Below are 13349 nucleotides of genomic sequence, written 5' to 3' on the forward strand. Positions count from 1 at the left end.
GTACTCAATGAGCAAAGAGGGGCATCATTTCAAAGTACAAAAAAGCGAAGCCACTTGGCTTCGCTTTTGTTTGGCAGAAAAAGTGTGCTTACGCATTCGCTGTGGTTGAAGCCGCTGTTTGCGCTTCGTTCGCTGCCACACCAATTTCCCCTTCAGATTTCGCAACGATGGTATTCACCGCGGTATCGCCTACCACGTTAGACGAAGTACAGAACATATCGTTGATACGGTCTACCGCGGCAATAATAGCAAGGCCTTCAGGTGGCAAACCAAGTTGATGAAGCAGTACACCCACCATCACTACGCCACCGCCAGGTACACCACCGGCACCAATCGAAAGCAGAAGAATCGTCAAGCCCAGTGTAAAGATGTCTGCCGTGTTAATTGGCTGGCCAAATGCGTTTGCCACAAACATGGTCGCCAACGCAATGTAAATAGACACGCCTGACATGTTCATGGTCGCGCCCAGTGGCACACCAAAACCAGCCACAGACTTAGATACATTAAGCTTCTCAGTCAGGGTTCTCATGGTCACAGGGATGGTTGCATTCGAACTCGCGGTCGATAACGAGAACAAGATCTGCTCACGAGTCGCACGCAAAAATGCCTTGGGTGTAATCCCAGTAGTAATGCCCACCACCATTGGGTAGAAGAAGAAGATCCAAAACACCAGCATGGCCACAACCAACGCGACATAGCCTGCAACCGACATCAGCGTGTTGGCATCCAAAGTCGCTCCAAGTTGAATCATCAGAGCAAACACACCGTAAGGCGCAAGGCTCATCACAAGGCCAACCAGTTTCATCATGATCTCATTGGCCATTTTGAAAGTACGGATAGCAGGACCACCACGAGAATCCAGCGCTTGGATTGCCAAACCGGTCAAAATCGCCATAAAGATGATTTGCAGCATGTCACCATTGGCGAAAGCTTGCACTGGGTTGCTTGGCACAATGTTCACTACCAACGAAAAGATATCCGGTGTTTCCGTTGTGGTCAGTTTTACCGTTTCTGAAATGGTACCCGCAAGATGTGCATCCGCCCCTGGTTGGAAGATAAGACCAACCGTCAGCGCTGCCGCAATCGCAATAATGGTATTGATAATGTAAAGCGCAAAAGTTTTACCACCAAGGCGACCAAACGCAGTAATGTCTTTTAGGTCAACAATGCCACACACAATCGAAACATAAACAAGTGGCACAACCAGCAGCTTAATTAGCGATACAAACATACCACCAGCGCCCTCTGCGGCACCCAGCAAATAAGTATCAAAGATAGCAACGCCACTAAAGAGATACTGAATAGCAGTACCGATAAGTAGACCAGCAAACAAGCCTACAAAAATCTTACTTGAAAGTGATTTATCCATCCTTCACTCCAGAATGTTGTGTTTGTAATTTATGGTTTTGTAGTTAAAACCGCCTATATTTCAGACGGAGTTCGCACATAATACACACTTGAGTTACAAAATGAAGCGTTTGTTTACAATAATGATACAAATTTCCAATCAGAAATTAATTTTCAGTTAAAGGAAAAGCAAAGAATAATCGACTAAATCAAAGGGTTGGTTTGTTAGGTGCAGGGGGCTTTGGAAACATAAAAAAGAGCGGCAAAAGCCGCTCTGTGTGTTTGAATCGGTCTATCAGTTCGCTTATTTCGCAACCATAACCATCGCAGGACGAATCACTCGACCATTCAATTCATAGCCTTTTTGCATCACGAACATCACGGTATTTGACTCGTGATCTGGGCTTTCCTGAATCGACATCGCTTGATGCCATTCTGGGTTAAATGGTTGGCCTTCTGGATTGATTTCTTTCAAACCAAACTTACTGACCACATCAACGAACGTTTTATGAGTCAATTCAACGCCTTCAAGCAACGGTTTTACCGCTTCGCTTTCAGCGTCAGCCGCTTGAATCGCACGCTCTAGATTATCAATCACTGGCAGCAGTTCTTCAGCAAAGCGATTCAACGCATATTTACGCGCTTTATCAATTTCTTGCTCAGTACGGCGACGCATGTTTTCCACTTCTGCTTTCGCACGTAGCACTGAATCTTGCTGCTCTTTCACACGCGCTTCGCTGGCTAATAAAGCGGCTTCCAGTTCAGCGATCTTCGCCGCTGATTCATCGGCCTCTTCGTTCCATTCGATATCAGCATCAGTGCCAACAGCTTCTACTTCTACTTCCGCAGCGTCTTGCTGTTTAAGCGCTTCTTCGTTGATTTTGTTTTCTTCGTTGCTCATGATATCTCCAGAATTCAACTATTTGTCCTTAAAGCCCCTCACGTTTTATGGGCTTTATCTTCACAAAAATTCGCAAAGTTAGATAACTTGCCATTATTATGGGGATGATGAATCCCGATTCAAGCCTCTTTAGTGCGGAAAAGCTATGAAAAAACCATTTAACGTGATCGCCATTATCGGTAAGCCAAGAGATCAACAAGCGATTCAGACGCATCGCGACCTATTTCATTGGTTGAGTTCACTCGGCTATCAGGTATTTATTGACGATCGACTTTCCGCCATTCTCAATGATGTTCCCGAAGAACACTTTTCTGGTTTGGTCGAGTTAGGTGAAAAAGCCGATTTGGCCATTGTTGTTGGTGGTGATGGCAATATGCTCGGTGCAGCCCGTATTCTCTCTCGCTTTAACACCCGTGTTATCGGGGTAAACAGAGGCAATCTTGGATTCTTGACCGACTTAAACCCTGAAGATTTCCAGCACTCTCTGAAAGCCGTATTGGACGGAGCCTACATCGAGGAAGAACGATTTTTGCTTGAAGCAGAAATCCACCGGCATGGGCAAGTAAAAAGCCACAACGCCGCACTCAATGAAGCCGTGCTCCATCCGGGGCAAGTCGCGCATATGATTGAGTTTGAGGTTTACATCGATGAGAGCTTTGCATTTTCCCTACGTGCAGACGGTTTAATTGTCTCCACACCAACAGGTTCAACCGCTTACTCGCTCTCTGGCGGGGGGCCCATTTTATCACCGAGCCTGAACGCCATTTCTTTGGTGCCAATGTTTCCTCATACACTTTCTAGTCGACCATTAGTCGTAGATGGCAATCGCAGGATTAAACTACTGGTATCGCCAGACAACCGGGGAACGCAAGAAGTCAGCTGTGATGGCCAAGTCTCTCTTCCCGTTTCTCCCGGCGATGAGATTCATATCTATCAAAGTCCAAATCGACTTCGTCTAATCCATCCAAAAGACTACAGCTACTATCACGTCTTACGTAACAAGCTTGGTTGGTCGAGTAAGTTGTTCTAAATGCCCTTCCTTAAAAGGGTTAAGGCGTACCTTAACCCTCTATACCACCATCAAAAAAACACACTTCCATTAAAAGAAATTCAACCTCTCACTTGAGCTTTGCCTTTATGTTTTCTTCTTTGGCAACATCACTCTGTTGGTAAATAAAACCGCCTTCACATTTTTTCTCTTGGATATCTTTACTGTATAAAGAAACAGTATATACTGCATTTATATACAGTATTGTTCAGTTATACAGGTAAACCAAAATGCTGGCTCATTTAAGTGTTAATAATTTTGCTATTGTTAAGTCTTTACAACTCGAGCTGTCAAAAGGCATGACAACCATTACCGGTGAAACCGGAGCAGGTAAATCCATTGCCATTGACGCACTAGGGCTATGCCTTGGTGGACGCGCAGAAGCCAGCATGGTGAGGCAAGGCGAGGACAAAACTGAAGTCAGTGCCGCCTTTCTACTCGACAACAATCTTCACGCCACACGCTGGCTAGAAGACAACGAACTTTTAGACGGCAGTGAATGTATTTTACGCCGCATTATCACCAGTGAAGGGCGCTCTAGAGCCTTCATCAACGGCAGTCCGGTTCCCCTTTCTCAGCTAAAAGCATTGGGACAACTACTGATCAACATTCACGGCCAGCACGCCCATCATCAATTGATGAAGAGCGAACATCAAATGGCCATGTTGGATCAATACGCTGGCCACCTCAACTTGCTGAAAAACACACGTGTCGCTTACCAAAATTGGCGTCAAGCAGATAATCACTTAAAACAGTTGCAAGAGAACAGCCTCCAAAACCAAGCTCAAAAACAGTTATTGGAATACCAAATAAAAGAACTCAATGAACTTGCGATTGGCGAAGAAGAATTTGCTGAGCTCGAACAAGAACATAAGTTGCTATCCAATAGCGGAGAACTCGCCAGCACTTGCCAGCATGCAATAGAACTTATCTACGAAGGCGAAGACGTTAACGCACTCGGTATTTTACAAAGCGCCAGCAATGCTTTGATTGAATTGGCGGAGCTAGACCCGAAACTCAGTGCTCTTCCTGATATGGTCGCCGAAGCGATCATTCAGCTTGAAGAAGCCAACAGTGAACTCAGAAATTACCTCGATCGTATCGATGTAGATCCAGCTCGTATGGCCTATGTTGAGCAGCGTTTTTCCAAGGTAATGTCCGTGGCTCGTAAACACCACGTTCAACCTGAAGAGCTTTATCAACATCATCAAGATCTGTTGCAACAAATAGAAGCGTTAGATTGCTCCGATGAAAAAATGGATGAGTTAGCCGCCAATGTGCAGGTTAAATACCAAGACTATCTTGAACAAGCGGAGAAACTGCATAAATCCCGCTGTCGCTATGCCAAAGAACTCAACAAGCTGATTACCCAAAGTATGCATGAACTGAGCATGGAAAAGGCGGTCTTTAACATTGAAGTCAACAATGAAGGTACACATCCCTCGCCATTAGGCTTAGACACTGTGTGCTTCTTGGTTTCAACCAACCCAGGCCAGCCACTGCAACCTATTGCTAAAGTCGCTTCTGGTGGTGAGTTGTCGCGCATTTCTCTTGCCATTCAAGTCATCACGGCGCAAAAAGTCGACACACCTAGCCTCATTTTTGATGAAGTAGACGTGGGTATCAGTGGGCCAACAGCGGCAGTCGTCGGAAAAATGCTGCGTAAACTGGGAGAATCAACTCAGGTGCTATGTGTGACTCACTTACCGCAAGTTGCAGGGTGTGGTCATCAGCAAATGTTCGTGGCTAAGAACACCAAAAATGGCACCACAGAAACACAAATGCGCTTGTTAGACCAAAATCAGCGCGTGTCGGAGTTAGCACGCCTACTTGGTGGAAGCCAAATTACTGAATCCACACTCGCCAATGCAAAAGAGTTGCTGATCGCAGCGTAGTTTAAGCCTTCTTCAACAATCAGCCAGGTTCCTTGAGCCTGGCTTTTTTCTTCATAAATGCAACTCATCTCAAAATTCGTTGTCTGATTCCTCAATACTCTCCACAGAGCTTTTTACATCTGAGCCGAGCTTGTTTATTATCGGTCGCAGTATTTTTGAGGTTACTAAGAATTTAGCTATGCAATTAAAGAAGTGGTTGGTTGCCTTACCATTGGCAATGACAATGCTGACAGGCTGCTCGGTGTTAGAAAAACTGGTCTATCGTATTGATATCAACCAAGGTAACTACGTTGAACAACAAGCGGTTGATAAATTGAAATTTGGCATGACCAAAGCACAAGTGCGCTTTGTCATGGGGTCACCGATGCTGATCGAAAATGGCTATCCAAATACTTGGTACTATATCTACCACCATACGGAAGGACACAAAGAATCTATCCAGAAAAACCTTATCGTTAACTTCAACGATGATGGCACATTGGTGGATATCGCAGGAGACTTTCCTGCCAGTGATAGCTTTTTTGAAGGGCTCCGCTAAGCGTTATCGAGTCTCTTCCGCATCCATTACGATGGTCCTATAACAACAAACCCCGATGAATTCGGGGTTTGTTTTAGCCAGTATTGAAGCTGAAGTTAGTCCGCTTTGCGCACTGGGCTTGGCTTGCCGCCTGTGACAGGATCCGCCGCACCACTCTCTTTTGCTTGCTCAGCACGTTTACGACGAATCTCTTTGGGATCGGCCAATAAAGGACGATAAATTTCAATACGATCTTTATCGCGCACCGTTGCATCTAATTTCACCAAACGGCTAAACACCCCAACCTTATTTTTGCCAAGGTCAATCTCGGGATAGATCTCTAACACGCCAGATTGACGAATGATCTCTTCCACCGTCGCTTGTTGGTTCACCACAAGGGTTAATACACGTTGCTCCTGAGGTAAAGCATAAACCACCTCAACGTGGATCATCTCAGATTCAATACTCATAAATACACCTGCTTCGCACGCTGAGTAAATGCATTGACCATATTATTGGTCAGCTCATTAAAGATTTTGCCAAAGGCGAGCTCAATCATCTTGCTTGAAAACTCAAACTCCAGCTTTAACTCAACTTTGCACGCTTGTTCATCTAAGGCAGTAAAAAACCACCCTCCTTTGAGGGTTTTAAAGGGGCCATCGACCAGCGTCATCATGATCGCTTCACCTGGAACAAGATGATTAGCGGTGGTGAACGTTTTGCTGATACCGGCCTTTGCCACATCTACCGATGCGACCATATTGGAGTCCGACGCCTCGATCACTCGGCTCCCAGAACAACCTGGCAAAAATTCAGGGTACTTTGCCACATCATTCACTAGGGCATACATCTGTTCTGCACTAAACGATACCAATGCAGACCGGGTGACTTGCTTCATAGACTCTCCTCTCACAGCTTTCACTTCAAAGCGCCAAACAATTTTACTGTTATTCTGAGCCAGCGCAAACAAAAGCATTTCCTATCAAAGTTGCACACCGTATAATGGCATCACTATGGCAAAGAAAAATTCAAAACCAAAAGCGGGTAGCAACACTATCGCGCTGAACAAAAAAGCTCGCCACGAATATTTCATAGAAGATGAGATTGAAGCAGGCATGGAGCTACAAGGGTGGGAAGTGAAAGCTCTTCGCCAGGGCAAAGCCAATATTTCTGAAAGTTACGTATTTATGCGTGACGGCGAAGCCTTCGTTAGCGGCATGACTATCACTCCTTTGAATCAAGCGTCGACACACGTAGTAGCGAACCCTACCCGTGTGCGCAAACTGCTCATGAGCCGTCGTGAACTTGATAACTTACTCGGACGTATCAACCGCGAAGGCATGACATTAGCAGCACTTTCACTCTACTGGGCTCGCTCATGGGTGAAGATCAAAATCGGTGTAGCAAAAGGTAAAAAGCTACACGATAAACGTGATGATATTAAAGATCGCGATTGGCAACGCCAAAAAGCTCGCGTGATGAAGAGTTCACTGCGTTAAACTTAACCACTTAGACGCATACTACTGGACAGAAAAGGCTTTTCTGGTAGTATGCCCGAATTACCTTGGGGCTGATTTAGGATTCGACGGGAATTTTGCAGTCTGAGGTGCATGCCGAGGTGCGGTAGGCCTCGTTAACAAACCGCAAAAAAATAGTCGCAAACGACGAAAACTACGCACTAGCAGCTTAATAAACTGCTCAGAGCCCTCTCGCCCTAGCTTCCGCTTGTAAGACGGGGAATCACGAGGGGTCAAACCAAATCAAGCTGGCGTGGATTCCCCCACCTGAGGGATGAAGCGTAAGATATAATTCAGGTTAGCTATTCATTCGCGTGTCGGTTCGCAGGTGGTAGTGAAATTAAAGATCGACTAAGCATGTAGTACCAATGATGAATGGTTTTCGGACGGGGGTTCAAATCCCCCCAGCTCCACCAAACGTTTGGAAAGGGCGATAACTCTTTGAGTTATCGCCCTTTTTGTATTCTGTCTCTCAATAACTGGCTATGAGTACTAAAACAAGGTACTAAACGATGCACTACCTGAGCCTTTCAACATCTGGTAACTGGTACTTTCACGACCAAAATATCGTCACCTCTTTGTTCACCATACTGAAGTCAAACAGTCGCTACGTACCTAATCAAACATACCCTACGTAAGAGAAAGGAGACCGGCCTTGGAATCATTGGCGATTTCAAGACCTACGTCAAAAATTAATAAATAGTTCCATCCATTCTGTTCATCAACAATTTGGGCTTACAGATTACGAGTAATTATTTACTCACAAAGAGTCTCGCCACATACTTATGAGTAAATAGTTACTCATAAGTTGAAAGATAGGAACTTTAAGAGTAAAGTTTTACTCATTGATAAGTAGAGGTATTGTTGATGGAAGAACTAACCGTACAAGCTTTTATCAGAAGTGAATGGATAGACATTGGTATCATCTCATTCCCAAAAAGTAGCCAACATAATTTCCGAGTGACTGAACTCAACTATCTCAGCGACTATGCGCTAGAACATCACGATAAAGATGACTTTCACGCTGTTTCACTAAACCACCCTGTCTCATTCTTTTTTAATGACATGGGTAAACCTGGATGGTTAAAGTTTCTAGACGATATTATGCCTAGCGGCGCTAGTAGACGGTACTGGGTCAGATATCTAGATATTGAAGACCTTAGTTCTGATGAACAAGACTATGTTTTGCTCAAGTTTGGCACAATGTCGCCTGTTGGTAACTTAAGAATAAAAGACTCTCTTCCTGAGCGCTACGAAGTAGCAGACAACCTCTACTTCTCTGTTGATGATGTTAAAAATCGAGCAGGTGATTTCCTCGACTATGCACTGCAAAGGGGCGCAGCCGCGGGTGGTGCAACAGGGGCTGGAGGTGAAGCGCCAAAACTGATCCTCCGATGTGGTCTCGATCATGGATCTGGCAGCGAAAAAATATGGATTGATCCATACCAAGATGACAATAGCAACCACGACTTACATTACTTAGTAAAGTACCCTAGAGGCTCAAGAAGCACCATCGACTGTAATATTCTAAGAGCAGAGTTCTACTTCTACCACGAGCTAACTGAAATGGGAGTTGAAACGATCTCCACCGACGGTATGCGCTTGGAGGAAGGATTAAACTACCCTTCCTTATGGCTTCCTCGATTTGATGTTCAAATTAATGAGCAGCAAATCGAGAGATTTGGCATGGAATCTGTGTATTCCATTTTGAACAAAGGCGCTGGGGTCACTCTTGATCACGAAACAACAATCCGAACTCTCATAGAAAAAATTACTGAAAGCAATATGGTTAAACACCAAGGGTATAGGTTTGATACCCAAGCTTTCGTCATTGAATGGGTGAAGAGAGATCTACTCAACATCTTGTTTGGTAATAGTGATAACCATGGCAGAAACACTTCATTCTTAAAAGGTGATGGAGTCATAAAGCTTGCTCCCGTTTACGACTTCGCACCAATGAAAGCTGATCCTGAAGGCATTCCAAGAACAACAAAATGGAAAGCCCCATTAGAGGTTGGCGGAACTTACGACTTCATCGGAATAGCGGACACCTTATCTGATCTCGTGCCAAAAGAGGTGTTATTACAAGAGCTAGAGATTACTGCAAGTAAATGCATTGACTTAAAGCAGAGACTAGCATTACGAGGAGTACCAGAACAAATCTTAGAGATGCCAGCCGTTGGACTTAATCATATATCAGAAAAGCTCACTAAATGGGGGCTACTATGAATAAGCCAAGCAATAAAGAGTCCGTACAAGATACCGTTGCTCGTCTAAGAGCAAACCGAAATCAACATCAGCCCAAGACTGGGACGGATGCAACTCATTCGACCAAAGAACGATCGCAACTTAATACTCCGACTAGATCGAAAACCTCAAAAAACGCCAAAGCAGTAAGTGCAGCAGAACGCAAAACAGAGGCAAACAAAATCATCAAACACTTATTGCTTGGAGAGCTAACACAAGGCCAAGCGTTAAAAAGTTTACGCATTAATATACTGGGACTCAAACAGGATGTGTTCGCAAGACTTGTAGATGTCTCAAGAAAAACACTCTCAGATATAGAGAATGATCGGGGCAGCTACAATACAGAGATTCTCAACAAGGTATTCAAGCCATTTGGCTTAAAAGTCGGAATGCTACCGTCTTCTCCCGATGTGTTAAAATCGCTACTAATAGATGGTGAGGCTGGGTAAATGTCCTGTATCAGCTTTCTTGTTTTAGATTGAATTGTCATAAGAACTCAATCTTTTTAAATGAATTAGAAATATGTGGACGCGGGTTCAATTCCTTTTGAAGCAGGAAATTGATGTAACATTTGATGCAGCACCAAATTGGCAACATCGATATAAGTTACTGAATTTATGAAAAGTGAGAAACCATTTCAACTCCCCAGCCCACCAAACGTTTGGAAAGGGCGATAACTCTTTGAGTTATCGCCCTTTTTGTATTTTATTTCTCAGTAACTTGGCTGTGAGTACTAAAACAAGGTACTAAACTAAATCAGGTTACTCGCCTTTCCGATATCGACGTCCTTGCGAACAACGCTATTTATTTGAGAGTAGTTCAGCAATATAAAGGCTAACTCAAAGAGTTAGCCTTTATTAAGTCTCTTCTATTTTTGTAAACCTTATTGCTCAAGGTAGCGCTGGGCGGCTTCCTTGCCCATATATTTGGCTAACGTTTTCAGCGGGACTTGTTTCAAGTTCACCACGATCAAACCATCCAGCGCGTGGTTAAAGGCAGGGTCCACGTTAAAACACACCAGTTTCCCCTTCATGCCTAAATATTGGCGTAGCAATACTGGTAGGCCAGGGCCTTTTTCCAAACGCGAAATCACTTTAGATAACGCTGAAACACTGGCCAATGCCGAGAGCAGATTCTTGTGCCAAAAAGGCGATGTGCTTGTTTTTAATGGTGTGGTGGGTGTCACTAATCGCGCTTTTTCTTGATCGTAATGATGAATCGAAAGCGTGGCCGCCATCAGTTGTCTAGCCACTGAACTGTAGTCATTACTGATGCTAACAGGGCCAAACAAATGAGTGTATTGAGGATGTTGCGACACAAACGCAGCGATGCCTTTCCACAAAAGCAGTAAAGCATTCAAACTGCGCTGGTATTTGATGGCAACCACTGAGCGCCCCAATTCAATACTTTTATCCAGCGTATTAAGAAAGGCTTCGTCGTATTGAAACAAGCTTCGCGAATAGAGCCCATCAAGGCCTTTCTCTACGGTAAGTTCATCCACCAGCCCTAATCGATAAGCCCCTACCAACTCACCTTCACTGTGATTCCAAACAAACAATTGTCGATAACTGGCATCGAAGGAATCCAAATCGCACGCCAAGCCACTGCCCTCTCCCACTTCACGAAAACTTTCTTCTCGAACTCGGCCAATTTCCCTGAGCATATTAGGGATCGCTGTCGATTCCACGCAATAGACGGCGTAGTCACCTTGCTCTAGCAGTAACGCGTTTGAAGGCAGAGCCGCCAGATCGCACTCTAACAAAGCTTTCTCAACCGGTTGGATGAGCGGTTGCGTGTACACTGGCGAGCAAAAGGCAAACGGTGGATCTTGCTCTGCACCCATGAGATACGTATTGAGCCGTAAGTAATGGACAATATCTCGCTCATGTTCAAACTCTTTCACCTCGGAATAAGGAATGGGATTTCCGATCGAAATGGCAATCGTAGAAGTACTCTTGTTCAGCAACTCTCGACCAAGCAAAGCGGTACGCAGCAGAGGGTGTACTTTTCCGGCTTTGTAAAAAAGCGCACTATTTTGGCCATTGATGTAAATGGGGATTGTCGTGGCTTTGGCACGAGTGACAAACTTCGCCACCGATTGGCTCCATTCAATATCGGATAGGGTTTCACTCCCCTCTCGATAGGTGGAAACTTCTCCGGCAGGAAAGACAATCAACACGCCTCCTTGCGCCAAATGACGATGAGCTTCTCGCACTGCGTTGGCATTCGTACGCATTGCACTGCGCCCTGCAAAAACATCGATACCGATAAACAACTCATCAATTTCAGGCAAGCGCTTGAGCAGTTGATTGGCCAGCACCTTTACATCTGAACGCACTGCGCCAACCAAATCAGCTAAGATCACACCTTCAATTGCCCCAAGCGGATGATTGGCCACGATCACAACAGGCCCTTGTTCAGGAATGTGCGTGACTAAGCCCTGCTCGACACGATAATCAATGTTCAACGCAGAGAGGGTATAGCGCATAAATTCAAAACTGCTTTGAGTGTTCGGACGAGCTTGATAAAAGCCATCAAGTTTTGCTAAACCTGTCATCCACTCAACCAGTGATTCTCCCAAGCCGAAAGGTGTATATCTGGGTAATCGAAATGGACTGGTTAACATACTTCTCTCTCCACGCGAGTTAAAACCAACATCAAACAGCTATCACTTCAGCATCGCTGGCCAATTCGCATCGGCTTGTGTGATGTGTCGCTGCGGTGCTTCGTCCCACCATTGTTTAATTTTTTGGTCGTAATTGAGGTAAAGCTTGCCATCAACAATCGCCCAGTATTGTGGATCTCCCGGAGCAAAATCGCTCTTTTCGGAAACGGCCCAAGCGCAATAACCGCCGTATTGAGGGGCGTATTTCTCTGGATTAGCGAGAAACAAATCAAGATGCGCTTGCGATGCAAACAACCAATCTGCACCTTTGTATTGCGTTTTGAATTTGGCCTCTCCTTTCACTGGCTTGTTTTGTGTGAAGTAAGCAACGGTGTCATACCCATCCAAAGCCTTGTTGCTAAAAAAGCCTGTGTAGATTTCATCAGCGGCATAGCTCGTCGCGCTCACCAGCATCAATAAAACAGCAAACCATTTTTTCATTGTGAGCTCCTTACTCAATGATCATTTGCCGCAGCAGCGGCAGGATTAATGTGATAACCGTGTTCCTCAAGTGCGCTTTCTGAGAGCTGTAAAACAGGCAACCCAGGGAGATAACTCATGCGCTTGTGCTGACGATTGACGCTTATAGAGGTAAAGCTCACGGTATGTGCGTCTTCTCGTACCATGCACGGGGAGAGATGCGGCTCTTTTGCCTCAAAGGCACGATGAAAAGCCAACAGTGCTTCGCGCGTTTTCTCTTTTGCGGTGCATTCCCGGTAAAGTTGCTGGCGATAATGCTGCACAGCATCGAAATGCACAGCGGAAGAAAACAGCGGACTATCTACAGGAAAGATCCCTAGTGTTTCACCATTCCATTCAAATGCCATGACATCACCAAAACGCGCCGTCAACGACGGATCAAACGCCAGCAAAGTAAAGGGCGCTAAGCGTTTCAACTGAATGGTTCGAAACACTTTCACAATGTCCTCAACTCGCTGATGCGGCGAAAGATGACGCAATAATAAACCGCGACTGACCAACTCCCCGGCAGGCACTTTTCCTTGATAGTAATTCAGCAGACACAAGGAAAGCCCATGCTCATTGAGCGAGATCCAACTGCCTCGCCCTTTGGGATCAATCGGCATGAGAACCGATGTTTGTTGAATGCAAATTTGCTGAGGGGGCAACGCCAATGGCCTTGCCTTTTGCTCATCACGATTAAAAAACAGTTGATAGCCATCAGGCTCTATAAGCCAAGTCACCGAACACATG

Annotated in this window: 13 protein-coding genes and 1 other RNA gene; 7 read left to right on the forward strand and 7 right to left on the reverse strand. The window is 45.1% G+C overall.

Features of this window, described 5'->3' with window-relative positions:
- Nucleotides 1-88: 88 nt before the first annotated feature.
- Nucleotides 89-1369: a dicarboxylate/amino acid:cation symporter gene (locus PQQ36_RS13440; protein ID WP_258427631.1), complete on the reverse strand. Its 1281-nt coding sequence runs from the start codon at nucleotides 1367-1369 to the stop codon at nucleotides 89-91.
- A gap of 282 nt (nucleotides 1370-1651) precedes the next feature.
- On the reverse strand, nucleotides 1652-2248 hold the full coding sequence (gene grpE, locus PQQ36_RS13445) for a nucleotide exchange factor GrpE (protein WP_017420013.1): 597 nt from the start codon (nucleotides 2246-2248) through the stop codon (nucleotides 1652-1654).
- 145 nt (nucleotides 2249-2393) lie between these two features.
- Between grpE and nadK the strand changes: the two genes are divergently transcribed.
- The 3 genes from nadK (at nucleotide 2394) to bamE (ending at nucleotide 5729) form a co-directional block, all read left to right on the forward strand.
- Nucleotides 2394-3278, forward strand: coding sequence for an NAD(+) kinase (nadK, locus tag PQQ36_RS13450; RefSeq protein WP_045621470.1), 885 nt, complete (start codon nucleotides 2394-2396; stop codon nucleotides 3276-3278).
- A 248-nt stretch (nucleotides 3279-3526) separates the two neighbouring features.
- Nucleotides 3527-5191, forward strand: coding sequence for a DNA repair protein RecN (gene recN, locus PQQ36_RS13455; protein ID WP_108694289.1), 1665 nt, complete (start codon nucleotides 3527-3529; stop codon nucleotides 5189-5191).
- A gap of 178 nt (nucleotides 5192-5369) precedes the next feature.
- Nucleotides 5370-5729, forward strand: a complete 360-nt coding sequence (bamE, locus tag PQQ36_RS13460) for an outer membrane protein assembly factor BamE (protein ID WP_011078463.1) — start codon at nucleotides 5370-5372, stop codon at nucleotides 5727-5729.
- A gap of 95 nt (nucleotides 5730-5824) precedes the next feature.
- Here bamE and PQQ36_RS13465 read toward each other — a convergent pair whose 3' ends face one another.
- Nucleotides 5825-6178, reverse strand: coding sequence for an RnfH family protein (locus PQQ36_RS13465; RefSeq protein WP_039552946.1), 354 nt, complete (start codon nucleotides 6176-6178; stop codon nucleotides 5825-5827).
- Complete coding sequence (locus PQQ36_RS13470) at nucleotides 6175-6606, reverse strand: SRPBCC family protein (protein WP_026050324.1); 432 nt, start codon at nucleotides 6604-6606, stop codon at nucleotides 6175-6177. Before PQQ36_RS13470 ends, PQQ36_RS13465 begins: the two co-directional genes overlap by 4 nt.
- Nucleotides 6607-6721: 115 nt before the next feature.
- On the opposite strand from PQQ36_RS13470, the gene smpB reads away from it, so the two are divergent.
- The 4 genes from smpB to PQQ36_RS13490 all read left to right on the forward strand — a co-directional run bounded on the left by smpB (nucleotide 6722) and on the right by PQQ36_RS13490 (nucleotide 9921).
- On the forward strand, nucleotides 6722-7207 hold the full coding sequence (smpB, locus tag PQQ36_RS13475; protein WP_011078466.1) for an SsrA-binding protein SmpB: 486 nt from the start codon (nucleotides 6722-6724) through the stop codon (nucleotides 7205-7207).
- Between the two features lie 67 nt (nucleotides 7208-7274).
- Nucleotides 7275-7641: a transfer-messenger RNA gene (ssrA, locus tag PQQ36_RS13480) on the forward strand.
- 451 nt (nucleotides 7642-8092) lie between these two features.
- Nucleotides 8093-9454 carry a type II toxin-antitoxin system HipA family toxin gene (locus tag PQQ36_RS13485; RefSeq protein WP_043877077.1) on the forward strand — a complete coding sequence of 454 codons (1362 nt, stop codon included), beginning with the start codon at nucleotides 8093-8095 and terminating at the stop codon, nucleotides 9452-9454.
- The gene (locus tag PQQ36_RS13490) at nucleotides 9439-9921 is read left to right on the forward strand and encodes a helix-turn-helix transcriptional regulator (RefSeq protein ID WP_029786578.1); all 483 of its coding nucleotides are present in this window, start codon (nucleotides 9439-9441) and stop codon (nucleotides 9919-9921) included. The genes PQQ36_RS13485 and PQQ36_RS13490 overlap by 16 nt, the downstream gene beginning before the upstream one ends.
- A 434-nt stretch (nucleotides 9922-10355) precedes the next feature.
- Here the strand turns inward: PQQ36_RS13490 and PQQ36_RS13495 are convergent, their stop codons facing one another.
- From PQQ36_RS13495 to PQQ36_RS13505, 3 genes are read right to left on the reverse strand one after another with little or no spacing between them, the layout of a single operon-like run.
- Nucleotides 10356-12098 (reverse strand): lysophospholipid acyltransferase family protein, encoded by a 1743-nt coding sequence (locus tag PQQ36_RS13495; RefSeq protein ID WP_072610740.1) that lies wholly within the window; start codon nucleotides 12096-12098, stop codon nucleotides 10356-10358.
- Nucleotides 12099-12140: 42 nt separating this feature from the next.
- Nucleotides 12141-12578 carry a YHS domain-containing (seleno)protein gene (locus PQQ36_RS13500; RefSeq protein ID WP_011078502.1) on the reverse strand — a complete coding sequence of 146 codons (438 nt, stop codon included), beginning with the start codon at nucleotides 12576-12578 and terminating at the stop codon, nucleotides 12141-12143.
- Nucleotides 12579-12592: 14 nt separating this feature from the next.
- Nucleotides 12593-13348: an NRDE family protein gene (locus tag PQQ36_RS13505; RefSeq protein ID WP_011149623.1), complete on the reverse strand. Its 756-nt coding sequence runs from the start codon at nucleotides 13346-13348 to the stop codon at nucleotides 12593-12595.
- Nucleotide 13349 lies beyond the last annotated feature (1 nt).

This window comes from Vibrio sp. CCUG 15886 (genome assembly GCF_028570825.1).
In the GTDB taxonomy this organism is placed as follows: Bacteria; Pseudomonadota; Gammaproteobacteria; order Enterobacterales; family Vibrionaceae; genus Vibrio; species Vibrio vulnificus_B.

What these genes read in the sequence shown, in the direction of transcription:
- PQQ36_RS13440 (WP_258427631.1), bottom strand. Translation starts at nt 1,369, where the DNA reads ATGGATAAATCACTTTCAAGTAAGATTTTTGTAGGCTTGTTTGCTGGT.
- grpE (WP_017420013.1), bottom strand. Translation starts at nt 2,248, where the DNA reads ATGAGCAACGAAGAAAACAAAATCAACGAAGAAGCGCTTAAACAGCAA.
- nadK (WP_045621470.1), top strand. Translation starts at nt 2,394, where the DNA reads ATGAAAAAACCATTTAACGTGATCGCCATTATCGGTAAGCCAAGAGAT.
- recN (WP_108694289.1), top strand. Translation starts at nt 3,527, where the DNA reads ATGCTGGCTCATTTAAGTGTTAATAATTTTGCTATTGTTAAGTCTTTA.
- bamE (WP_011078463.1), top strand. Translation starts at nt 5,370, where the DNA reads ATGCAATTAAAGAAGTGGTTGGTTGCCTTACCATTGGCAATGACAATG.
- PQQ36_RS13465 (WP_039552946.1), bottom strand. Translation starts at nt 6,178, where the DNA reads ATGAGTATTGAATCTGAGATGATCCACGTTGAGGTGGTTTATGCTTTA.
- PQQ36_RS13470 (WP_026050324.1), bottom strand. Translation starts at nt 6,606, where the DNA reads ATGAAGCAAGTCACCCGGTCTGCATTGGTATCGTTTAGTGCAGAACAG.
- smpB (WP_011078466.1), top strand. Translation starts at nt 6,722, where the DNA reads ATGGCAAAGAAAAATTCAAAACCAAAAGCGGGTAGCAACACTATCGCG.
- PQQ36_RS13485 (WP_043877077.1), top strand. Translation starts at nt 8,093, where the DNA reads ATGGAAGAACTAACCGTACAAGCTTTTATCAGAAGTGAATGGATAGAC.
- PQQ36_RS13490 (WP_029786578.1), top strand. Translation starts at nt 9,439, where the DNA reads ATGGGGGCTACTATGAATAAGCCAAGCAATAAAGAGTCCGTACAAGAT.
- PQQ36_RS13495 (WP_072610740.1), bottom strand. Translation starts at nt 12,098, where the DNA reads ATGTTAACCAGTCCATTTCGATTACCCAGATATACACCTTTCGGCTTG.
- PQQ36_RS13500 (WP_011078502.1), bottom strand. Translation starts at nt 12,578, where the DNA reads ATGAAAAAATGGTTTGCTGTTTTATTGATGCTGGTGAGCGCGACGAGC.
- PQQ36_RS13505 (WP_011149623.1), bottom strand. Translation starts at nt 13,348, where the DNA reads ATGTGTTCGGTGACTTGGCTTATAGAGCCTGATGGCTATCAACTGTTT.